At 68.9% G+C, this 20,708-nt stretch carries 20 protein-coding genes; 12 read left to right on the forward strand and 8 right to left on the reverse strand.

From position 1 onward, the window contains the following. Positions 1–162: 162 nt before the first annotated feature. Both hisG and K9D25_RS03310 read right to left on the reverse strand, forming a co-directional pair. Complete coding sequence (gene hisG / locus K9D25_RS03305; RefSeq protein WP_244379217.1) at positions 163–1,134, reverse strand: ATP phosphoribosyltransferase; 972 nt, start codon at positions 1,132–1,134, stop codon at positions 163–165. Next, complete coding sequence (locus K9D25_RS03310) at positions 1,131–2,249, reverse strand: ATP phosphoribosyltransferase regulatory subunit (RefSeq protein ID WP_244379219.1); 1,119 nt, start codon at positions 2,247–2,249, stop codon at positions 1,131–1,133. The genes hisG and K9D25_RS03310 overlap by 4 nt, the downstream gene beginning before the upstream one ends. Positions 2,250–2,455: 206 nt before the next feature. On the opposite strand from K9D25_RS03310, the gene K9D25_RS03315 reads away from it, so the two are divergent. Next, positions 2,456–2,683, forward strand: coding sequence for a hypothetical protein (locus tag K9D25_RS03315; protein ID WP_244379221.1), 228 nt, complete (start codon positions 2,456–2,458; stop codon positions 2,681–2,683). A gap of 95 nt (positions 2,684–2,778) precedes the next feature. Here K9D25_RS03315 and hisS read toward each other — a convergent pair whose 3' ends face one another. From hisS to K9D25_RS03330, 3 genes are all read right to left on the reverse strand, one after another. After that, positions 2,779–4,410, reverse strand: coding sequence for a histidine--tRNA ligase (gene hisS / locus K9D25_RS03320; RefSeq protein ID WP_244379223.1), 1,632 nt, complete (start codon positions 4,408–4,410; stop codon positions 2,779–2,781). A gap of 109 nt (positions 4,411–4,519) precedes the next feature. Continuing rightward, positions 4,520–5,635 (reverse strand): TIGR03364 family FAD-dependent oxidoreductase, encoded by a 1,116-nt coding sequence (locus tag K9D25_RS03325; RefSeq protein WP_244379225.1) that lies wholly within the window; start codon positions 5,633–5,635, stop codon positions 4,520–4,522. 95 nt (positions 5,636–5,730) lie between these two features. Beyond that, on the reverse strand, positions 5,731–7,608 hold the full coding sequence (locus K9D25_RS03330) for a hypothetical protein (RefSeq protein WP_244379227.1): 1,878 nt from the start codon (positions 7,606–7,608) through the stop codon (positions 5,731–5,733). Positions 7,609–7,885: 277 nt separating this feature from the next. On the opposite strand from K9D25_RS03330, the gene K9D25_RS03335 reads away from it, so the two are divergent. Beyond that, positions 7,886–9,223, forward strand: a complete 1,338-nt coding sequence (locus K9D25_RS03335; RefSeq protein ID WP_244379229.1) for an aspartate aminotransferase family protein — start codon at positions 7,886–7,888, stop codon at positions 9,221–9,223. Between the two features lie 325 nt (positions 9,224–9,548). Here the strand turns inward: K9D25_RS03335 and K9D25_RS03340 are convergent, their stop codons facing one another. Beyond that, complete coding sequence (locus tag K9D25_RS03340) at positions 9,549–10,376, reverse strand: helix-turn-helix transcriptional regulator (protein ID WP_244450777.1); 828 nt, start codon at positions 10,374–10,376, stop codon at positions 9,549–9,551. Positions 10,377–10,463: 87 nt separating this feature from the next. Between K9D25_RS03340 and K9D25_RS03345 the strand changes: the two genes are divergently transcribed. The 9 genes from K9D25_RS03345 (at position 10,464) to soxA (ending at position 17,864) form a co-directional block, all read left to right on the forward strand. Next, a complete protein-coding gene (locus tag K9D25_RS03345) occupies positions 10,464–11,369 on the forward strand; it encodes an SDR family oxidoreductase (protein ID WP_244379231.1) in 906 nt (301 codons plus the stop codon). 207 nt (positions 11,370–11,576) lie between these two features. Next, positions 11,577–12,035 (forward strand): (2Fe-2S)-binding protein, encoded by a 459-nt coding sequence (locus K9D25_RS03350; RefSeq protein ID WP_244379233.1) that lies wholly within the window; start codon positions 11,577–11,579, stop codon positions 12,033–12,035. Positions 12,036–12,046: 11 nt separating this feature from the next. Next, positions 12,047–14,236, forward strand: coding sequence for a xanthine dehydrogenase family protein molybdopterin-binding subunit (locus tag K9D25_RS03355; RefSeq protein ID WP_244379235.1), 2,190 nt, complete (start codon positions 12,047–12,049; stop codon positions 14,234–14,236). Next, positions 14,236–14,541 carry a c-type cytochrome gene (locus tag K9D25_RS03360; RefSeq protein WP_244379237.1) on the forward strand — a complete coding sequence of 102 codons (306 nt, stop codon included), beginning with the start codon at positions 14,236–14,238 and terminating at the stop codon, positions 14,539–14,541. The genes K9D25_RS03355 and K9D25_RS03360 overlap by 1 nt, the downstream gene beginning before the upstream one ends. Further along, positions 14,513–15,793, forward strand: coding sequence for an NAD(P)/FAD-dependent oxidoreductase (locus tag K9D25_RS03365; RefSeq protein ID WP_244379239.1), 1,281 nt, complete (start codon positions 14,513–14,515; stop codon positions 15,791–15,793). Before K9D25_RS03360 ends, K9D25_RS03365 begins: the two co-directional genes overlap by 29 nt. Next, the gene (gene soxX, locus K9D25_RS03370; RefSeq protein ID WP_244379241.1) at positions 15,790–16,254 is read left to right on the forward strand and encodes a sulfur oxidation c-type cytochrome SoxX; all 465 of its coding nucleotides are present in this window, start codon (positions 15,790–15,792) and stop codon (positions 16,252–16,254) included. The genes K9D25_RS03365 and soxX overlap by 4 nt, the downstream gene beginning before the upstream one ends. A 4-nt stretch (positions 16,255–16,258) precedes the next feature. Further along, entirely contained in the window at positions 16,259–16,759 is a 501-nt protein-coding gene (locus K9D25_RS03375) for a SoxY-related AACIE arm protein (protein ID WP_244379243.1), read from the forward strand. Beyond that, entirely contained in the window at positions 16,756–17,076 is a 321-nt protein-coding gene (gene soxZ, locus K9D25_RS03380) for a thiosulfate oxidation carrier complex protein SoxZ (protein ID WP_244379245.1), read from the forward strand. The genes K9D25_RS03375 and soxZ overlap by 4 nt, the downstream gene beginning before the upstream one ends. Next, positions 17,076–17,864, forward strand: a complete 789-nt coding sequence (gene soxA, locus K9D25_RS03385; protein WP_244379247.1) for a sulfur oxidation c-type cytochrome SoxA — start codon at positions 17,076–17,078, stop codon at positions 17,862–17,864. The genes soxZ and soxA overlap by 1 nt, the downstream gene beginning before the upstream one ends. A 20-nt stretch (positions 17,865–17,884) precedes the next feature. Here the strand turns inward: soxA and K9D25_RS03390 are convergent, their stop codons facing one another. Together K9D25_RS03390 and K9D25_RS03395 are read right to left on the reverse strand one after the other, a co-directional pair. Next, positions 17,885–19,429 carry a sensor histidine kinase gene (locus K9D25_RS03390; protein WP_244379249.1) on the reverse strand — a complete coding sequence of 515 codons (1,545 nt, stop codon included), beginning with the start codon at positions 19,427–19,429 and terminating at the stop codon, positions 17,885–17,887. After that, positions 19,426–20,145 carry a response regulator gene (locus tag K9D25_RS03395; RefSeq protein WP_244379251.1) on the reverse strand — a complete coding sequence of 240 codons (720 nt, stop codon included), beginning with the start codon at positions 20,143–20,145 and terminating at the stop codon, positions 19,426–19,428. Before K9D25_RS03395 ends, K9D25_RS03390 begins: the two co-directional genes overlap by 4 nt. A 281-nt stretch (positions 20,146–20,426) precedes the next feature. On the opposite strand from K9D25_RS03395, the gene K9D25_RS03400 reads away from it, so the two are divergent. Further along, positions 20,427–20,702, forward strand: a complete 276-nt coding sequence (locus K9D25_RS03400; RefSeq protein WP_244379253.1) for a hypothetical protein — start codon at positions 20,427–20,429, stop codon at positions 20,700–20,702. The last annotated feature ends 6 nt before the right edge of the window (positions 20,703–20,708 follow it).

Genomic DNA, 20,708 nt, shown 5'->3' on the forward strand with positions numbered 1-20,708 from the left:
GCTCGGCCGGGATGACGAATCCCCCCCATCCCCGGGCTTGACCCGGGGAGCCAAGTCTTGAGCGGGGCACGGGCCGAGTGGCCGTCTGCGTCCTTCGAGGCGCGGGCCAGAGCGGGGTGGCCGGGTCAAGCCCGGCCATGAGGAGGCAAGGGTAGCGAAACCCTACCCGATCCGCTCTTCCAGCTTTTCGTAAAGCGGGTTCTCGGCGGCGAACACATAGTCGAGCGGGCCGACCGAGACGGTGGCCGCCCCCTGTTCGCGCAAAAACACCGCCAGCGGGTGCAGCGTGTCCGGCGGGCAGTGCAGCGTCACCATGCCGGAGGAAGTCGGCGCGCCGAAGGGCGCCACGGCGCGGAAACGGCGCACCGCCTCCTGCACCACGCCGGCATCGCAGGCGGCAAAGCGCGTCTTCACCTCGCGCATGGTGGCGGCGCGCTTGGCCGCCGTCACCCGGTCGAGCAGCGCCCGCGCCGCCGCCCGCGCCGCCTGGTTCCAGTCCGCGTTGAGCGAGGCGACGAGATTGGCCTCGGAGCGCAGGATGACGCCGTCGTCGATCACCTTCAGCGCGTTCGCCGCCAGCGTCGAGCCGGTCGTGGTGATGTCGACGATCAGCTCCGCCGTGCCCGCCGCCGGCGTGCCCTCGGTGGCGCCTAAGCTTTCCACGATGCGGTAATCGACAATACCGTGGCGGGCGAAGAAGCCGCGCGTGAGGTTGAGATATTTCGTCGCCACCCGCACCCGCCGCCCGCGCGTGGCGTGGAAATGCGTGGCGACATCGTCGAGGTCGCGCATGGTGCGCACGTCGATCCAGGCCTGCGGCACCGCCACCACCACATTGGCGTGGCCGAATCCGAGCCCTTCCACCAGCAGCACCTTGGAATCAGCGTCGGGGATGCTCTCGCGCACCAGATCCTCGCCGGTGACGCCGAGATGCACGGCGCCCGCCGCCAGCTGGCTGGCGATCTCGGAGGCCGAGAGATAGGCGACTTCCACCCCCTCCACCCCGCTCAGCGTGCCGCGATAGTCGCGCGCGCCGCGCGACTGGGTCAGCGACATGCCGGCGCGGGCGAAGAAGCCGGTGGCGTTTTCCTGCAGCCGGCCCTTGGACGGCACGGCGACGATCAGCGCGCTCATAGACGGGCCTCCACGGCATCGAGCCGGCCGAGCCAGACGGCGAAGCCGACGGCGGGAATGGGTTCCCCGGCGCCGAGCCGGCCGAGCAGCCCGTCATAGCGCCCGCCGGCGACCAAGGGCGCACCCGCCCCGTTCTCATGCAGCTCGAACACCATGCCGGAATAGTAATCCAGTGGCCGGCCGAAGGCGGTGGCGAAGGAGAGGCGCTCGGGCTCGATGCCCTGCGCGGCGATGAAATGGGTGCGGGTCTCGAAGGCGTCGAGCGCGCCGTCCAGCTCCAGCCCCGCCTCCTCAGCCAGCGCCCGCAGCCGCGCCGCCGCCTGGTCGGGCGTGCCGGCAATGGCGAGATAGCGCTCGATCACCATGACCTTCTCCGCCGACAGGCCTTCGGCATCGCCGGGCGCGGCCTGTTCGAGAAAGCGCTCGGCGATTTCCGAAACGGAACGCCCGCCGACGGTGGAAATGCCGGCGATGGAGAGCAAATCCGTCACCAGCGCCCGCGCCGCCGCCGGGTCGGAGCCCGCCAGCGCCGAGAGCACGCCGGCATGGGCGGTGACGCCGCCGGCCTCGGGGCGGTGCTTCAGCAGCGCGAGGTCAGCGCCGAGATCGCCGGAGCGGGCGAAATCCTTGATGAGCCGCCGCCGCCACACGGGCGGCAGGTTCAGCGCGTCGAGCAGCGTGGCGAACAGGCCGGCATCGCCGAGCCGGATGGTGGGGTCGATCACCCCCCACAGCGCCGCCGTCTCCAGCCCCAGCGCCAGCACATCGGCATCCGCCGCCTCGCGGTCGTGCCGGCCGAGGGATTCGACGCCGGCCTGCAGCAGCTCCCCGCCCGCCACATCCGAGCGGAACACCGGGCCGAGATAGGCGAAATCGCGCGGCTGGGCGGCGCCCTCGGCGATGTAATGGCGGCACACCGGCAGAGTGAGGTCCGGTCGCAGGCACAGCTCGTGCCCGTCCGGGTCCATGGTGATGAACATGGTGCGCCGCATCTCCTCGCCCGACAGGTCGAGAAAGGCATCGGCGGGCTGGAGCACCGGCGGCTCGACGCGCGTGAAACCGGCGCGCGCATAGAGCGCGAGCAGTTCCTCGGCGTGGCTTTGGTCGGCGGGCATGGGCGGGTCCGGTGTGCGGGAAACGGGGCGGCGAGAAGCTGCGCGCTTCTAGCAAAGCCCCGCGCGCGGGTCCATGCGCGGGCGGCGAGATGGTTTCGGGGTGGGCGACGGGCCGCCCGTTCCCGTGCGCCTCGCCCCCTCTGGCATCCCGGCGGGTCCGCGCCTATCTCCTCGCCGCATTCCGTTTCCTGCCAAGGACTTCCGCGATGAAAGGCGCCCTCAGCGAACTCTCCGCCTGGCTTCAGGCCAATGGCCTCAACCCCGCCGATTTCCGGCTGCGGCTGGAGGCGAAGACCATCACCGCCCAGCGCGACGCGCTCAAGGCGTTCAAGGCCGAGGTCGAGCCCCACCTCGCGCCCCCCGCCGCGCCCCACCGCAAGGGCACGCTGAACGGGGTGGAAATCTCCGTCGAAGGCCCGCTGCACGGTTTCTGATGGGATGACGGTGCGCGCAATGACGGCCCGTCCGCACGCCCGTCATGCTGAGGCGCCCGGCAACGCCGGGGGTTGACGCACGCAGACGGGCGCCCCTACCCCAGCGCGGCCCCGTGCGGCACGCCGTGATGGTCGAGCAGCTCGCGCACCTTTTCCACCAGCTCGGCCTCACCGCAGGCGAACTGCGCTGGGCGGGTGCTGCGCCATTCGGCATTGTCGGTGATGGCGGCGGCGGCCTTGGCGCCTTCGATCAGATCCTTGATCTGCACCTGCCCGTTTGCCCGCTCGTCCGAGCCCTGGATGACCACGCAGGGCGAGTTGCGGCGGTCGGCATATTTGAACTGGTTGCCGAGATTCTTCGGGTTGCCGAGATACATCTCGGCGCGGATGCCCGCCTGCCGCAGGGTGGCGACGAGGCCCATGTAATGCGCGGTCTGGTCGCGGTCCATCACCACCACCACCACGGGGCCGAACTCCGGCGCGGCGTCGGTCTTGAGGTAGGACAGCGCGGAAGCCAGCCGCGAGACGCCGATGGAGAAGCCCGTCGCCGGCACCGCTTCCCCCCGGAAGCGCCCCACCAGCCCGTCATAGCGCCCGCCGCCGCCGACCGAACCGAAGCGCACCGGGCGGCCCTTCTCGTCCTTCACCTCGAAGGTCAGCTCGGCCTCGAAGACCGGGCCGGTATAGTATTCGAGGCCACGGACGACGGATACGTCGCCTCGAATACGATCTCCTTCATAACCACCAGCATTGCACAAGAACTGAATTGCCTTTAGCTCAGCTAACCCTTCCAACAGAGCAGTCGGGACCTCGGCGTCCAATCCCAGCCAGTCATCCACCAGAGTTCTAATATCGTCGGAGAAGCCCTCTTGATCCAAACGGTCAAACCACCTGGCCGGATGATTGCCCCATTTCTCATCGAACTCCGCTTTGGACAGGAACCGAGCTTCAGCCCTGATGCCCGAACTGGGCTCCAAATTGAGAAGCCTGATTATTCTATAGATCTGGCTGTTGTTAAGGCCCGCGCCCTTGGTGAAGTCGCCGCTCTTGGCTTCTGGATTTTCCCACCTGCCTTCACCCAATAGATCCTCGACACCCTGCGGTCCCACCTTGTCGAACTTGTCGATGGCGCGCAGCACGGTCAGCCGGCGGCCGGCATTCGCGTCGCCGCCGAGGCCGATGGCCTCCAGCACGCCGTCGAGCACCTTGCGGTTGTTCACCTTGATGACGAACTTGCCGGCCAGCCCCAGCGCTTCCAGCGTGTCCGCCATCATCATGCAGATCTCGGCGTCCGCCGCGACCGTCGGCGCGCCCACCGTGTCGGCGTCGAACTGCATGAACTGGCGGAAGCGCCCCGGCCCGGGCTTCTCGTTGCGAAACACCCAGCCGGCGCGGTAGCTGCGGAAGGGTTTCGGCAGCTTGTCGAAATTCTCCGCCACATGGCGGGCGAGCGGGGCGGTGAGGTCGTAGCGCAGCGACAGCCACTGCTCGTCATCGTCCTGGAACGAGAACACGCCCTCATTCGGCCGGTCCTGGTCCGGCAGGAACTTCCCCAGCGCGTCGGTATATTCGATGAAGGGGGTTTCCAGCGCCTCGAAGCCATAGAGCTCATAGACCCGCCGGATCTTGTCCAGCATCTCCCGCGTCGGCGCGAGGTCGCCCGGCCCGCGATCGGCGAAGCCGCGCGGCATGCGGGCGCGGAGCTTGGTGGGTTTGTCCTTGGCCATGGGCGCCGTCCTTCTCGAAGTACGGCGCGGGTTTAGAGGATGGGGCGACGTGCGGCAATGGCTTGGCGCAATGGCTTGGCGCCAATGGCTTGGCGGCAATGCCGGAGCTTCAGTCGAACAGCTCCGCCACCGCTTCCTCGGCAATGGCGAAGCCGGTGGAAGCGCCAGTGCCGCTGGTCACCACCACGAGGCGGATATGCTCATGCGGCCGGTCGATGAAGGCGAGCCGGTCGGCAGCCGAGGCATAGGTGCCGATCCAGCGCTCGGTGACGGCAGGCCGGCGGCCGAACAGGGCTTCATATTCGTCGAGGATCAGTTCATCGACGAAATCCGGAGCGAAGGGGTCCGGCGTCGCGGCGTAATGATGGCTGTCGCCGACCACGAGCGAGCCGTCGGCCGACTGCACCACGATGAGATGCACCCCGTGTTTCAGATGCTCGGCCTGCTCGGCTTCCAGCACGCGCTTCAGCGCCTCCGCCTCGGGCAGTTCGGCATAGCCGAGATAGCGCCCGAGCGAGAGGTCGGTCATTACCGAGCCCGGCAGCCGGCCAAGCGCGGGGTCGGTCACGCGCAGCATGTGCAGCTTGCAGCGGGTGACGCCATAGGCTTTGAAACGGTCCTCGAACAGCGTGTGGAAATCGTCGCCCGGCGCCACCACGATGCGCGCGGCCGAAACCGTGCCGGAGGAGGTGACGACCCGCCCCGGCTCCACGGCGGTCACCGCACTTTCGCGGCGGAATTCCACGCCCTCGCTCGCCAGCCAGGCGGCGAGGCGGGGAATGGCGTCGCGCGATTCCACCCGCATGTCGTGCGGGCTCCACAGGCCGCCGGAAAGCGGGCCGGTGAGCGCCGGCAGCCGTTCGCGCGCCGCCTCGGCGGTCAGCAGCTCGCAGCCCTCGCCCATCTCGGTGGCGCGGAAGGCTTCCAGCACCGGCATCGCCTCCGGCCGGCGCACGGCGACCAGCAGGCCGCGATGCTCCACCGCGATGCCGGCCTTGGGCGCCACCTCGGCCCAGATGTCGCGCGAGCGCATGGCGCGGCGCCAGCACGTCCCACGCTGCTGGCCGGTGACGGTGACGAAGCCGAAATTGCGCACCGAGGCGCCATTGGCCTGCGCGTCGCGGTCGATGACGACGGCCTTCAGCCCGCGGCGGCGGGCGGCAAGGGCATGGCCAAGGCCGACGACGCCCGCACCGACAATGGCGAGATCGAAACTGTCCGACATGAGAGGGGTCCGCGTGGAAGGGGTGATCCGGGCGGACCAAGCCTATAGCGCCTCCCGCCCCGTCCTGCCACGCGTTCCTGTGTGCGGGCGGGTTATCAATTCGCGGCGGCGGAATTCGACCGCTTCAGGCCGAGATCGGCGAGATCGGCCCGCACCTTGCGGGCGACGCCGGCATCGGGGAAGAAACGGGCGATCATGGTGTCGGGGTCGCTGCCCCAGGCGGGGGCGAGCGCGACGAGCTTGGACACATCGGCCCGCGCCTCCTCATCCTCGCCGGCGAGATGGCTGGCCAGCGCCCGCGCCAGCAAGCCGGGCGCGTAGCCCTCGCCCATGAGATGATCCGCCGCCGCCATCGCCGCCACCGCATCGCCCCTTATATAGGCGGCGATGACGCGGTGATATTCCACCCAGGGCGGCATGCCCGGTGCCGCCTGCGCCGCCTGCGCCAGCATGGCCTCGCCGCGCGCGGTCTCGCCCAGCGCGATCAGTCGGCCGCCGAAATCGGCGATGATGTCGACATCATAGGGGTTCAGCTCCAGCGCGGCGGTGCCGGCCGCCAGCGTCGCCGCGCGTTCGCCCCGGAAGAAATGCACATCCATCAGCACGCGCCGGGCGAAGGCGCTGGTGGGCGCCAGTTCCACCGCCTGCTCGGCGGCGGCGAGGGCGCGGTTGAGCGTCGGGGTGGCGGCGCGCATCGGGGCGCCGGCGCGGATCTCGTCGAGCGAAAGCTCGGCCAGCAGCGCATAGCCGAGGGCGAAGGTGCGATCCTCCGCCACCGCCTTTTCCAGGCACGCCTGCGCCGCCTCATGCTCGGCCGGGAGATAGGAGCGCCAATAGGAATAGGCGATCAGCACGCAGCCATAAGGCCCCGCGCTCGCCGGGCCGCCGGCGGCGGTGACGCGCGCCCGCGCCCGGGCCTGGATGACGCCATAGGGCTCGGCGATCGCCGCCATGATGTCGCGCACCAGGCCGATCTCCAGTGCCGTGGCGTCGCCGCCGCGCTTGAGGCTGTCGAACTCGCGCGACCAGACGATGGTGCCGTCGCACAGGTCGGACAGCCGCAGAAGCACGGAAAGCGTGCCGTCGTCATGGTTCTCCACCAGCCCGCCCAGCGCGAAGGCGGAGCTGGCGGCAGCGCCCTCGCCGGAACAGCGCAGCGCCGGCCGCGCATCCGGGCTCGCCAGCACGTCGAGCAGGTCGAAGCGGGCGAGCGCGTCGCGCACCCGCACCTCGATCCCCTCGGCGGTGAAATCGCCGCTGGCGGCGGCGCCGGGGGCCTTGGCCGCGCCCCCGGTGGTCTCGAAGCCCCGCACCTCGATCATCGGGATGCCGAGCCGGTTGGTGCGCTCCAGCGGTTGCCAGGTGGAGCCGGCGAGCAGGCTGCGCACGCCCAGCGGGTCATGGCTGCCGGTGACGAGGCCCGCCACGACGATGCCGCAGGCCAGCAGCAGCAAAGCGAGCGCGAGCACGCGGCCGAGCCGCGGCCGGGCCGGCGGCGGCAGGGCGGCGGGTGCGGGTGTCTCCGGCGGGGAGGCATGGGTGGTGGCGTCGGCCTCGGCGTCGCCGTCACTGACAAACGCCTCGTCCGCGCCCTCCCCGGCCGCGAGGCGCGGCAGGAATTGCGGCACATAGCTGCCGCGCGGAATGGCGATTTCGATCTCGTCGCCCGCCCCGGCGCCGGCATAATAGCGCTCCAGCGCCCGGCGCAGCCTGGTGGCCTCCACCCGCACGATCGGGTCCGCCTGCGGGTCGAAGGAGGCGTCGCGGCCCAGCGCCTCGACGGCGATGGTGTAGCCCTTGATCGCCTCGCGCCGTCCTTCCAATGTGGCTTCGACGACGAAACGCAGGATGTTGCCGAGCTGCGGCGAGGAGCGCAGCTCATCGGAGCCGAGCACGAGCGCCAGCGCGTGCCGCACCGCTTCCGGGGTGGCGGCACCGGCGGCGGGCGAGTCGAGTGTCGTGCTCTCCGGCACTGCAACGTCCTATCCTGCGCCGTCCCGGGTCCCCCCTCCCGCAACGGCCGAAACGCTCCACGGAAAGTATGCCGCGCGCCGCATGACGCAACGTGACCACTTTCCCTCTGCCGCGCCTTGATGGCCGCGATGAGGCGGCGGGGTCAAGCTCCGTCGGGCGGCAGAAAGGAAAGTGATCACATCATGATTATTTCTCGTGAGCAGATCCTGCATAGATATTATACATGAATAAAAAAGCGCGGCCTGCCCTGATCGTCGTCCCCTGACGGAGTTTTCCATGCCCTCCTCTTCGTCCGCCATTGCCAGCCCGAACGACCTTGAGGCGTTCTTCATGCCCTTCACGCCCAACCGGGCGTTCAAGGCGCGGCCGCGGCTGCTGTCCCGCGCCAAGGACATGCACTACTACACGCCCGAAGGGCGCGGGGTGCTGGATGCCACCGCCGGTCTGTGGTGCGCCAATGCCGGCCATAACCGCGATCCCATCGTCGAGGCGATCCAGAACCAGGCGGCGGAGATGGATTTCGCCCCGCCCTTCCAGTACGGCCACCCCAAGGCGTTCGCCGTCGCCGCCCGCATCGCCGCGCTGGCGCCGGGCGATCTCGACCATGTGTTCCTGTGCAATTCCGGCTCGGAGGCCGGCGACAGCGCGCTGAAGATCGCGCTCGCCTACCACGCCACCACGGGCAACGCGACGCGCACCCGCCTCATCGGCCGCGAGCGCGGCTATCACGGCGTCGGCTTCGGCGGCATCTCGGTCGGTGGCATGTCGCCGAACCGCAAGATGTTCGGCTCGCTGCTGCCGGGCGTCGACCATCTGCCGCACACCTATAATCGCGAGAAGCAGGCCTTCTCCAAGGGAGAGCCGGAGTGGGGCGCCGAGCGCGCCGACGCGCTGGAGAACCTCGTCGCCCTGCACGACGCCTCCACCATCGCCGCCGTCATCGTCGAGCCGATGGCCGGCTCCACCGGCGCCATTCCCGCCCCGGTCGGCTATCTCAAGCGCCTGCGCGAGATCTGCGACAAATACGGCATCCTGCTGATCTTCGACGAGGTCATCACCGGCTTCGGCCGCCTCGGCTATGCCTTCGCCGCCGAGCGCTATGGCGTGGTGCCCGACATGATCACCTTCGCCAAGGGCGTCACCTCTGGCGCGGTGCCGATGGGCGGCGTGCTGGTGCGCAAGCACATTTACGACGCCTTCGTGAAGAGCGACGCGCCGGTCATCGACCTGTTCCACGGCTACACCTATTCGGCCCACCCGCTGGCCTGCGCGGCCTCGCTGGCGACGCTGGACCTCTACCGCGAGGAAGGCCTGTTCGAGCGCGCCCGCGCGCTGGAGCCGGTGTGGGCGGAGGCGTTCCACTCGCTGCGTTCCAAGCCCGGCGTGCTCGACATCCGCACCGTCGGCCTCGTCGGCGCCATCGACTTCGCCTCGCGCGAGGACGGTGTCGGCCGCCGCGCCTATGAGGGCATGGAGCGGCTGTTCCACGACGAGGGCATGCTGGTGCGCACCGCCGGCGACACCTTCGCCGTCAGCCCGCCGCTCATCGTCAGCGAGAGCCAGATGGGCGAGATCGTCGAGAAGATCGGCCGCACGCTCGACGCGATCTTCTGAACCGGCGGGCGAGCCGCCCTCATCCCCGGGCCTGTCCCGGGGATCCAGCGGTCCCGCCTTGCACCGTCGAAAACCTGCATGGCCGGGTCACGCCCGGCCATGCGTGTAACTGGCGCAGCGTTCTTCCCGCATAACGTTCATCCTGAGGTGCCCGGCCAGCGGCCGGACCTGCCGCCGCCCTTATCCCCGGGCAGGTATCAACCGCTTCCGACACATCCTCGAAAGCGAGATCTGAAACCTCCCGGACATGATCAACCAAGGCCATGGCCGCCGCCGCGCCAGGCGACGCGAAATCTGCCGGCTCCAAGGCTGGTTTCCGACGCGCCTAGACCTCACTACATAGCCGGCTCATTTTATCGAGGTCGCCGGCCGTCGCTGGTACATAGGCCATCAGCCTGAGGTCCGGCCGTCCGTCGATGGCAAAGGAGGAGAACTCGAAGGTAATCTCGCCCACCCTCGCGTGACGAATGGTCTTCGCGCCTTCGCCCGTGGTGCGCACGTCGTTCTCGCTCCACAGGCGGGCGAAATCGGCGCTGCGCGCGGACAGTTCGGCGACAAGTACGGACGCCCGCGCATCCGCGCCGGCGCGGACGGTCTCCGCCCGAAACGTCGCCACCAGAAACCGAGCGACGGCCTCCCAGTCGCTCTGGGCGGCGCGCGTGGCCGGATCGAGGAATATCCGCCGCAATATGTTGCGCTCATCGGGGGCCATGGCCTCGTAATCGGCGAGAGCCAGCCGTGCCGCGCGGTTCCAGCCGATGATGTCCCATGTCGCGGTGGCGACGGTGGCCGGGATCATCGGCATGGCATCGAGAAAGCGCTGCAGCCGCCCGGAAATTCCCTCCTGCGCGGGGGCACCCGCCTTGGGGCGATGGCCGATGCCCACGAGGTAGAGATGCTCGCGCTCCGCCTCGGTCAGCATCAGCGCGCGGGCGAGGCTGTCGAGCACGCGCGGCGAAGGGGCGCCGCCCCTGCCCTGCTCCAGCCAGGTGTACCAGGTGGTGCTGATATGGGCGCGCTGCGCGACTTCCTCGCGGCGCAGGCCCGGCGTGCGGCGGCGGCCATCGAAACCCAGCGCGGCCGCGTCGAGCCGCTGGCGGCGATCCCTGAGATAGGCGCCGAGCCGGTGCCTATCAGCGGCATCCTGCAGCATGGTAGTCATTATACCCCTATAAAGTCACTACTTTAACTTGATACAGTGTGACGCCTATTCTTCTCCCCGACAAGAAGGAGAAGTGTGATGCAAGTATTTGTGACCGGCGCGACAGGTTTTGTCGGTTCCGCCGTAACCGCCGAGCTCATCGCAAACGGATATCGCGTGCTGGGCCTCGCGCGCTCGCAACGCGGCGCGGATCAACTCGTCCGCATGGGCGCGCAGGTGTCGCGGGGCGACCTCGAAGCGCCGGAGACCCTGCGCGAGGGGGCGGAGCGGTGCGACGCCATCATTCATACGGGCTTCATCCACGATTTCGCCCGCTTCGCCTGGGCCTGCGCGCTCGACAAGGCGGCCATCGAGACGATAGGGGCGGCGATCGCCGGCACGCAGAAGCCGTTCATCGTCACCGCCGGTCTCGCCGGGCTGGGCCTACCGGGCGTGCCGGTGACCGAAGACGTCATCGCCCCGCAACCCAGCGACGCCTATCCCCGCGCCTCCGACAGCGCGGCGCGGGCGCTCACCGCGCGCGGCATCCCCACGACGATCATGCGCCTTCCGCCCTCCGTCCATGGGCGCGGCGACCACGGTTTCGTGCCCATGCTGATCGGCCTGGCGCGGGAACAGCGCCGTGCGGCCTATATAGGTGACGGCACCAATGTCTGGCCGGCGGTGCATGTGGCCGATGCCGCCCGCGCCTATCGCCTCGCCATGGAGCGCGGCCCGAGCGGCGATGCCTTTCACGCTGCCGGGGAACTCGGCATTCCCTTTCGTGACATCGCCCGGACCATCGCGGACGGGCTGGGTCTGCCTTGCGTGTCGCTGGCCCCGGAGGAGGTGCGCGGCTATTTCGGCTGGTTCACCGGCTTCGCGCGGATGGACCACCCGGCCTCCACCGACATCACGCAACGCGCGCTCGGCTGGCAGCCGATGGGACCGGGGCTGCTCGACGACATGAGAGGCGCCGGCTACTTCGCGGCGCCGGTCAGCTGAGCGGGCGCCACCCCGTCACTTTGTATCAATTCTTATCAGCAGCTGCCGTTGCGACACCTCGCGACAATAGATGGCGTGGGCGGCACGCTTCTGCGACAGCCCGCGCCTAGCTTTTCCCGGCCGACCAATGCCTGCCGCCCCGTCGCCGGAAGCCCCTCGCTGTCCGGCCCGTGCGGCAGTCTCCGTTTCTCCAGCCGGGAGGCCACCATGGTCCAGCTCACCGTCAACGGGCAGATGCACACGATCGAGGCGGAGCCCGATACGCCGCTTCTCTGGGTCCTGCGCGAGCAGATCGGGCTCACCGGCACCAAGTTCGGCTGCGGCATCGCCATGTGCGGCGCCTGCACGGTTCATATCGACGGGGTGGCGACGCGCTCCTGCGTGATGCCGCTTTCCGCCATCGAGGCCGGGCAGAAGATCGTCACCATCGAGGGCCTGTCGCCCGACGGCTCGCACCCGGTGCAGAAGGCCTGGCTGGCGCTGGACGTTCCCCAGTGCGGCTACTGCCAGACCGGCATGATCATGGCGGTGGCGAGCCTGTTGGAGACCAACCCCAACCCCAGCGACGACGACATCAACGCCGAGATCACCAATATCTGCCGGTGTGGCACCTATAACCGCGTCCGCGCCGCCATTCACCTGGCCGCCGACGGCAAGGCCGGCTGAGGGAGAGCGCCATGAGCATCGTCCAGTCGGTCTCGCGCCGCCATTTCATCGTCGGTTCCGCCGCCAGCATCGGCGGCCTGTCGCTCGGCTTCCATGTGCCCTTCCTGGCGTCGGCCTCGGCGCAGGAGGCGGCGACCCTGCCACCGGAGATCAATGCCTGGGTGGTGGTGAAACCGGACGACACCATCGTCGTCCGCATCGCCCGCTCGGAAATGGGCCAGGGCACGCTTACCGGCCTCGCCCAGCTGGTGGTGGAGGAGCTGGAAGGCGACTGGTCGAAGGTCACGACGGAATATCCGCCGCCGGGCGAGAATCTGCGCCGCAACCGCGTTTGGGGCAGCTACTCCACCGGCGGCTCGCGCGGCATTCGCGATTCACATGACTATGTCCGCAAGGGCGGCGCCGCCGCGCGCCATATGCTGGTCGCCGCCGCCGCGGAGCGCTGGGGCGTGCCGGCGAGCGAATGCACGGCGGCGAAAAGCGTCGTCACCCATGGCCCGAGCGGGCGCACCCTGCGCTATGGCGAGGTGGCGGAAGCCGCCGGCCGCCAGACGCCACCGGCCGAGGTGACGCTCAAAGACGCCAAGGACTGGACCGTCGCCGGCCAACCGCTGCCGCGCCTCGACACGGTGGAAAAGCTCACCGGCCGCCAAGTCTACGGCGCCGACCTGAAGATGGAAGGCCTGCTCAATGCCGCGATCAAGGCCTGCCCGGTCTTCGGCGGCCGGCTCGTCAGCTTCGACGCGGCCACCATCCGGTCCATGCCCGGCGTGAAGCAGGTGGTGAAGGTGGATGACCGCTCCGTCGCCGTCGTCGCCGACACCTGGTGGCGAGCGAAGACGGCGCTGGACGCGCTGCCGATCACCTGGGACGAGGGCCCCAACAAGAGCCTTTCCAGCGCCGACATAAGCGCGATGCTGGCGGAGGGGCTGGACGCGGAGGAGGCCTTCGTCGGCAACCGCCAGGGCGACGCAAAGGCGGAGATTGCCCGCATCAAGGCCGCGGGCGGCAAGGTCATCACCGCTACCTACGCCTTCCCCTACCAGAACCACGCCACCATGGAGCCGATGAACGCCACCGCGCGCTGGACGGCGGAGAAATGCGAGGTGTGGGTCCCGACGCAGAATGGCGAAGCCAGCCTCGCGGCCGCCGCCGAGGCCGCCGGCCTGCCGGTCGGCCAGTGCGAGGTCTACAAGATCCACCTCGGCGGTGGCTTCGGCCGGCGCGGCAACTTCCAGGATTATGTCCGCCAGTCGGTCAGCATCGCCCGGCAGATGCCGGGCATCCCGGTCAAGCTGTTGTGGACCCGCGAGGAGGACATGCTGCACGGGGCCTATCACCCCACGACCCAGGCCAAGCTGACCGGCGCGCTGGACGCGGACGGCAACCTCACGGCGCTGCATCTGCGCATTTCTGGCCAGTCCATCCTCGCTGCGGTTCGGCCGGAAGGCATGCAGGGCGGCATGGACCCTGTGGTGTTCCAGGGTCTGACGGCAAGCCTGCCGGAGGGCCACCTCGCCTATACCGTGCCGAACCTGTTGATCGACCACGCCATGCGCAACCCGCCGGTGCCGCCCGGCTTCTGGCGCGGGGTGAACCTCAACCAGAACGCCATCTATGTCGAATGCTTCATCGACGAGCTCGCCCATGCCGCCGGCACTGAGCCGCTCGCCTTCCGCCGCAAGCTGATGGCAAACCACCCCAAACATCTCGCCGTGCTGGAAGCGGCGGCGAACGGCATCGGCTGGGACACGCCCCCGGCACCGGGGCGCCATCGCGGCCTTGGCCAGATCATGGGCTTCGGCTCCTATGTCGCCGCCGCCGCCGAAGTCTCGGTGGAGAATGGCGAGTTGAAGATCCACCGTATCGTTGCCGCCACCGATCCCGGCCATGTGGTCAATCCGGCGCAGGTCGAGCGGCAGGTCGAGGGCTCCTTCGTCTACGGCCTTTCCGCCTGCCTCTATGGCGAATGCACCGTGGAGGGAGGCCAGATTGCCGAGACCAATTTCGACACCTACGAGGTGCTGCGCATGGCGCAGATGCCTGACGTGGAAACCATCATGCTGCCCTCCGGCGGGTTCTGGGGCGGGGTGGGTGAGCCGACCATCGCCGTCGCCGCGCCGGCGGTGCTCAACGCGCTGTTCGCCGCCACCGGCAAGCGCTACCGCACCATGCCCTTGAAGAACCACGAGCTTGCCTGATGCGCGGCCTCTTTCTGCTGCTGCCGGCTCTAGGACTGTTGATGTCCGCTGCGCCGGCAGACGCCGCGCCACCGCGCGGGGCGGCCTCCTGCTCCGGCTGCCATCCGCGCACGGCCACCAGCGGGCCGGTGCCGAGCCTGAACGGGCAGCCCGCCGACAAGATCGTGGCGGACATGGCGGCGTTCCGCTCGGGCGAGCGCCGTTCAACCGTGATGACGCGCATCGCCAAGGGTTTCACCGATGAGGAAACACGGGCCATCGCCGATTATTTCGCCAATGGGGGCAACGCACCCGCCCAGCCGTAGGCGCGTTCTGGGCGGGCTGGCGGCGGGGGTCTGCGCCGCTCTCACCAGCCCTGCCGTGCGCGCACAGTCGGCCCCCCGCGTGGTGGTGATTGGCGGCGGTTTCGGCGGGGCGAGCCTTGCCCGCGCCCTGAAGCGCGAGGACCCCGGCATATCAGTGGCGCTGGTGGAACCCAATGCGCATTACACCGCCTGCCCGCTCAGCAATGCGGTGATCGCAGGGCTGCGCGACATGAAGGCCCAGCATTTCGGCTATGCCGGCCTCGCCGCCGACGGCATCACCCATGTGCCGCAGAAGGCCGTGCGCGTCGAGGCGGACCAGCGCCGCGTCGTGCTCGCCGACGAGGTGCGGCTCAGCTATGATCGCCTCGTCGTCGCGCCCGGGATCGAGCTCAACTTCGACGCCATTCCCGGCTATGACGCGGCGGCGAGCCAGCTGATGCCGCATGCCTGGAAGGCCGGCGAGCAGACCCTGCTGCTGCGCCGCCAGCTGGAGGCGATGGAGGATGGCGGGCTGGTGGTCATCTCCGCCCCGGCAAATCCGTTCCGCTGCCCGCCCGGTCCCTATGAGCGGGCGAGCCTGATCGCGCACTACCTCAAAGCCCATAAGCCGCGCTCCAAGCTCATCATCCTCGACGCCAAGGACGCCTTCTCCAAGCAGCGGCTGTTCGAAGCGGGCTGGGCCGCGCTCTACCCCGGCATGATCGAATGGGTGGGCCTGTCCTTCGGCGGCGCGCTGACCGAGGTGGAGGCCGCGAGCCGGACCCTGCGGACCGAGTTCGGCGAGCACAAAGCTACGGTGGCCAACGTCATTCCCCCGCAGCGCGCCGGCGCCATCGCCGCCATCGCCGGCGTCACGGATCGCACCGGCTGGTGCCCGATCGACCCCGTCACCTTCGAATCCCGGCTGGTGCCGCATATCCATGTCATCGGCGACGCGGCCATTGGCGGGGCGATGCCGAAATCTGCCTTTACGGCCAACGCCCAGGCCAAGGCCTGCGCCAGCGCCGTCATCGCCCTGCTGCGCGGGCGCGACCCGGGCGAGCCGAAGCTGATCAACACCTGCTACAGCCTGCTGGCGCCGGATTACGGCATCTCCATCGCCGGGGTCTACAGCCCGCAGAACGGGCTGCTCACAGAAGTGGAGGGCGCCGGCGGCACCTCGCCTTTGGACGCGTCGGCCTCCATCCGCGCCGAGGAGGCCGCCTATGGCGAGGCGTGGTTCGCGACGATCACCACGGAGGCGTTCGGGTGAGGCGGGCCCTGGCGGGTGCCGCTCTCGCCTTGTCCGGCGTGGCGGGGGACGCCCTACGCGCCGACGCTCGGGAGGGTACCGAACCGGTGCCCTATGTCGTTACCGACGACGGCATTCGCGAAAAGCTGGGCGGGCAGCGCGGCGATCCAGCCATGGGGCAGGCGCTGATCGCCGAGCGGCATCGCAGCCTGTGCATCCTGTGTCACGCGGTTCCCGGCGGTGCGATGCAGCTTCAGGGCACGCTCGCGCCGAGCCTTGCCGGCGTCGGCGCGCGGCTCAATGAGGCGCAGATCAGGCTGCGCATCGTCGACATGAAGCGGCTCAACCCGGAGAGCATCATGCCCAGCTACCACGCGCGTGCGACAGGGGCGCGGATCGCGCCGGCCTGGCAGGACAAGCCGGTGCTCGGGGCGGCCGAGATCGAGCATTTGGTCGCCTATCTCTTGACCCTCAAGGAGTGAGCCCATGGAAACGCCCACGATCCGAGAGCGCGCGATACTGGAACCCGCTGGCGGTCCCTCGCTGGGTCGCCGCGCCATGCTGGCCGGCGGCATCGGCCTTCTGGTCATGGCACTGCCGCTACGTGCGCTGGCGCGGCCCTCGCTGGAAGAAGCCGTCGCCGGCTTCACTGGTGGCGCGCCGGTCAATGCCGGCCGGGTGACGCTCACCGTCCCGCCGCTGGTGGAGAACGGCAATGCGGTCGGCGTCACCGTCGCGGTCGAGAGCCCGATGAGTGAGGCCGCTTATGTCCGCCGTATCGGGCTGTTCAATGAAAAGAACCCGCAGGCGGATGTCGCCATCTTCCATCTCGGCCCGCGCAATGGCCGCGCCCGCATCGCCACCCGCATTCGCCTCGCCACCTCGCAGACCGTGCTCGCCGTCGCCGAGCTGAGCGACGGCAGCTACTGGTCAAGCGACGCCAATGTCATCGTCACCCTCGCCGCCTGCATCGAGGATTTGTCATGACCCGCGCCCTCGTCAGCGTGCCGAAGACCGCGAGAAAGGGCGAGATCGTCGACGTCAGGGCGATGATCGCCCATCCCATGGAAACCGGCTACCGCATGGGGCCTAACGGGGCGACGATCCCGCGCAACATCCTCACCCGCCTCGTCTGCACCTATAATGGCACCGAGGTGTTCGCGGCGGAGTTCTTCCCCGCCATGTCGGCGAACCCGTTCGTCTCGTTCTCCCTCATTGCCACGGAAAGCGGCACGGTTTCGTTCGAGTGGACCGGCGATGGAGGCCAAACGGAGACCGCCAGCGCCGAGATCGTGGTGAGCTGATGCGCCGGGCGGCCGTGAGCCTCCTCGCCCTGGCCCTCCTCGCCCTGGCCCTTCTCGCTGACCCGGCAGCGGCGAACGGCATCGCGCCGGGGGAGCGGCGCTCCGGCGCGACCTTCATGGCACCGGAGACACAGGCCATGCAGGCGGACGATTCCGCCAATCCCGGCATGCTTTGGGTGCTGCAGGGCGCGGGCCTGTGGGCGGAGAAGGCCGGCACGTCCGGCCAGTCCTGCGCCGACTGCCACGGGGCGGCGGAGGCGATGCGCGGCGTCGCCGCCCGCTATCCTGCCCTCGATTCCGCCAGCGGAAAACCTGTCGACCTCACCGGACGCATCAGCCAGTGCCGCAGCACGCGGCAGGGCGCGCCGGCGCTGGCGCGCGAGAGCGACGAGATGCTCGCCCTCACCACCTTCGTGGCGCACCAGTCGCGCGGCCTGCCCATCACGCCGCCCGCCGACCCGCGGCTCGACCCTTATCGCGCGACCGGGCGTGACCTCTTCACCACCCGCATGGGCCAGCTCGACCTCTCCTGCGCCAATTGCCATGACGACAACTGGCGCGGACGCCTTGCCGGCAGCGCCGTCACCCAGGCGCACCCGACAGGCTATCCGCTCTATCGGCTGGAATGGCAGGGCATCGGCTCGCTGCAGCGCCGCATGCGAAACTGCATGATCGGCGTACGGGCCGAACCTTTCGCGGCGGGCTCCGAGGAGTTCATCGCACTGGAGCTTTACCTCATGCAGCGCGCCGCCGGCATGGAGATCGAAACGCCGGCCGTACGGCCGTAATCAGAAGCGGACGGGCAACATCACTCCGCCGGCGTGCGGGCGCCGATGGGAAGGCCGGACCGACGCGACGCGCGTACCGGGCCTTTCGCTTCCGGCCCGGCGAGAGCCGCATGGGGCAGGCTGATCGTGGCACGCAGGCCGTGGCCGGTATTGGCCAGCGTGATGTCGCCGCCATGGTGCCGCACCATATTGCGCGAGATCGACAGGCCGAGGCCGATCCCCCCGGTTTCCCGGTTGCGCGAACGCTCCAGGCGGAAGAAGGGCTCGAACACCTTCTCGGCGATCTCGGGCGGAATGCCCGGCCCGTCATCTTCGATGACGATCTCGATCGCCTGCGGCGTCGTTCTCAAGGTGACGCGGGCGCGCTCGCCATAGCGCACCGCATTCTCCACCAGATTGCGCACCGCCCGCTTCAGCGCGTCGGGCCGGCAGCGATAGCTGATCTTCGGCCCTTCGGCACAGGCGACCTCGTAGCCGATCTCCACAAGGTCGTCGCACAGGCTGCCCACCAGCGCGGTGAGATCGACATTGCGTGTGACCTCCTCGGTCGCCTGCTCGCGCGAGAAGGCCAGCGTCGCCTCGGTCATGGCGCGCAGTTCGTCCAGCGTGTCGAGCATCTTCTCGCGCGTCTCGTCATCGGCAACGAATTCCGCCCGCAGCCGGAGCGAGGTGATCGGCGTGCGCAGATCGTGCCCGATCGCCGCCAGCATCCGGGTGCGGTCCTCGACGAAGCGCTGCAGTCGCGACTGCATGAGGTTGAACGCCACCGCCGTGTGACGAAGGTCGTCCGGCCCCTTCTCCTCCAACGGCGCGACGCTTTCGCCCCGCCCCAGCGCTTCCGCCGCCGCGGCGAGGCGCCGCATGGGCTTGGTCATGGTGCGGGCGATGAAGACCGCGCAGAGCGACAGCACGATCGCCGTCACCGCCAGCGAAATCAGCGAGCGGGTGGTCCACATGCTGTTCGCCATCTTCTTGGAGAAGGCGCTGTTGAGCCAGGACCCGTCCTTCAGCTGCACGGCGAGGCCGAGGCCGGTGGTGTCGCCCCAATACATGAACTTGGCCGCGCGCGAGAGCGGCCAGGCATGCGCCGGCAGGTCGAGCCAGGTCGTGTAGGGCGCGCCATTCGACGGCGCCGTCGTTCCGCCGGCCGTGCTTACCGGCTGCGGGGCGAGCGCAGGTGAAGGCGGCGGCGCTGCCGCCGTTTCCCGTCCACCCGTCTCGCTACCGGCCAGATTGGCCAGGGTCGGCAGCGGCTCGGCCAGGCGCTGCTTGGCCTCGCGGCGCCAGCTCTCGACATCGCTGGGGAAGCTCGGTGTCACCCAGAAGCGCGTATAGCTCGTGCCGCTTGCCTGCAATATGTCCTGCTGCACGGCGGCGGGGGTGGTTTCCAGCACCTGCGCCACCGAGGCGCTGCGGCTGAGGAACTCCGCCTTGGCCGTGCGCAGCAGCACGCCGCCCATCTCGTCGGTAAACAGCAGGAAGCTGATGCCCTGCGACACTGCGAGCGCCAGCAGCATCACGGCGACGAAGCGGGCGGTCAGGCTGCGGTTCCACACACTCATCATTGGCCTTCCACCTCGGCCGAGAAGCTGTAGCCGCCGCCCCAATGCGTCTTGATCAGCGCCGGGGACTTGGGGTCGGTCTCGATCTTCTTGCGCAGCCGGCTCACCTGGTTGTCGATGGCGCGGTCGAACGGCTCCGCACTGCGTCCGACGGTAAGGTCGAGCAACTGGTCGCGGCTTAGCACCAGCCCGGCATGGTCGAGAAACACGCTGAGCAGCCGGAACTCGGCGGTGCTCAACGGCACGGTGAGGCCGTCCGGATCGATCAGTTCGCGTCGCCCGACATTGAGCGCCCAGCGGTCGAAGCGCAGTTCCTTGGCCTTCAGCTGGCCCCGCTGCGGCGGCAGGCTCTGCACTCGCCGCAGCACCGCCTTGATGCGGGCGAGCAGTTCGCGCGGGTTGAAAGGCTTGGAGAGATAGTCATCCGCCCCCAGTTCCAGCCCGACGATGCGGTCGGTCTCTTCCGCCATGGCGGTCAGCATGATGACGGGCAGCTGGGTGGATTCCCTGAGATAGCGGCAGAGCGAGAGGCCGTCCTCGCCCGGCATCATCACGTCGAGCACCACGAGGTCGAAGGCGTTACGCTCCATCAGCCGGCGGAACGCGGCAGCGTTCTCCGCCAGCGAAGTGCGGTAACCGTGCCGGTGCAGATATTTACCGACGAGATCGCGAATGTCGCGATGGTCGTCGACGATGGCGATGTGCGGTACGGCGTCCATGGTTAAGCTCCACGCCTTTTACATACCGCCATCGCCCTTTGCCCGCTGGGAAAAATTGTAACAAAGCGTATAGCGCCGATCGGTTGCGACAGCCGGAGACAATTGACGGTCTCTTGCGAAGAATTTCTGCGACATCTGCCGCCTATCTTGGCTTCATCGGACGTCGGCAAGCCGCCGGCGCGTCAGATACCCGAGTAAAGGCAATTACTCATTCAGTTTATATAGGCTCTCCGGCGCACCGACAAATCGGATCAGGAGAGATCAAAACAGGAGATACTATCATGACCAAGATCAACTGGAAGATGACCCTCACCGCCGCCGTTCTTTCTCTGTCTGCCGCTGGCCTGGTCAACACGGCTTTGGCCGATGGGCGGGACCCGGCGGAGAAGGCCGGCTACGACGCCGCTGTCCGCAGCTCCAGCGAGGCGCGGGCCAATGGCGGCGTGGCGGGCCCGGTCATCGAGGGCCGCAACGCCTATGTGCAGCAGCCCTCGACCCAGAATGTCGAGCCCTACATCCAGCGCCAGATCGAACAGAACGCTCGCTCCACCCGCTGAGAGCAT

Origin of the sequence: Ancylobacter polymorphus, assembly GCF_022836935.1 — a bacterium.
In the GTDB taxonomy this organism is placed as follows: domain Bacteria; phylum Pseudomonadota; class Alphaproteobacteria; order Rhizobiales; family Xanthobacteraceae; genus Ancylobacter; species Ancylobacter polymorphus_A.

Coding starts and splice junctions, on each gene's coding strand:
- K9D25_RS03360 (WP_244379237.1), top strand. CDS start 14,236: ATGCGCGGCCTCTTTCTGCTGCTGCCGGCTCTAGGACTGTTGATGTCC.
- K9D25_RS03390 (WP_244379249.1), bottom strand. CDS start 19,429: ATGATGAGTGTGTGGAACCGCAGCCTGACCGCCCGCTTCGTCGCCGTG.
- K9D25_RS03345 (WP_244379231.1), top strand. CDS start 10,464: ATGCAAGTATTTGTGACCGGCGCGACAGGTTTTGTCGGTTCCGCCGTA.
- soxZ (WP_244379245.1), top strand. CDS start 16,756: ATGACCCGCGCCCTCGTCAGCGTGCCGAAGACCGCGAGAAAGGGCGAG.
- K9D25_RS03375 (WP_244379243.1), top strand. CDS start 16,259: ATGGAAACGCCCACGATCCGAGAGCGCGCGATACTGGAACCCGCTGGC.
- K9D25_RS03325 (WP_244379225.1), bottom strand. CDS start 5,635: ATGTCGGACAGTTTCGATCTCGCCATTGTCGGTGCGGGCGTCGTCGGC.
- K9D25_RS03365 (WP_244379239.1), top strand. CDS start 14,513: ATGGGGGCAACGCACCCGCCCAGCCGTAGGCGCGTTCTGGGCGGGCTG.
- soxA (WP_244379247.1), top strand. CDS start 17,076: ATGCGCCGGGCGGCCGTGAGCCTCCTCGCCCTGGCCCTCCTCGCCCTG.
- hisS (WP_244379223.1), bottom strand. CDS start 4,410: ATGGCCAAGGACAAACCCACCAAGCTCCGCGCCCGCATGCCGCGCGGC.
- K9D25_RS03355 (WP_244379235.1), top strand. CDS start 12,047: ATGAGCATCGTCCAGTCGGTCTCGCGCCGCCATTTCATCGTCGGTTCC.
- K9D25_RS03340 (WP_244450777.1), bottom strand. CDS start 10,376: ATGCTGCAGGATGCCGCTGATAGGCACCGGCTCGGCGCCTATCTCAGG.
- K9D25_RS03350 (WP_244379233.1), top strand. CDS start 11,577: ATGGTCCAGCTCACCGTCAACGGGCAGATGCACACGATCGAGGCGGAG.
- K9D25_RS03400 (WP_244379253.1), top strand. CDS start 20,427: ATGACCAAGATCAACTGGAAGATGACCCTCACCGCCGCCGTTCTTTCT.
- K9D25_RS03335 (WP_244379229.1), top strand. CDS start 7,886: ATGCCCTCCTCTTCGTCCGCCATTGCCAGCCCGAACGACCTTGAGGCG.
- hisG (WP_244379217.1), bottom strand. CDS start 1,134: ATGAGCGCGCTGATCGTCGCCGTGCCGTCCAAGGGCCGGCTGCAGGAA.
- K9D25_RS03310 (WP_244379219.1), bottom strand. CDS start 2,249: ATGCCCGCCGACCAAAGCCACGCCGAGGAACTGCTCGCGCTCTATGCG.
- K9D25_RS03395 (WP_244379251.1), bottom strand. CDS start 20,145: ATGGACGCCGTACCGCACATCGCCATCGTCGACGACCATCGCGACATT.
- K9D25_RS03315 (WP_244379221.1), top strand. CDS start 2,456: ATGAAAGGCGCCCTCAGCGAACTCTCCGCCTGGCTTCAGGCCAATGGC.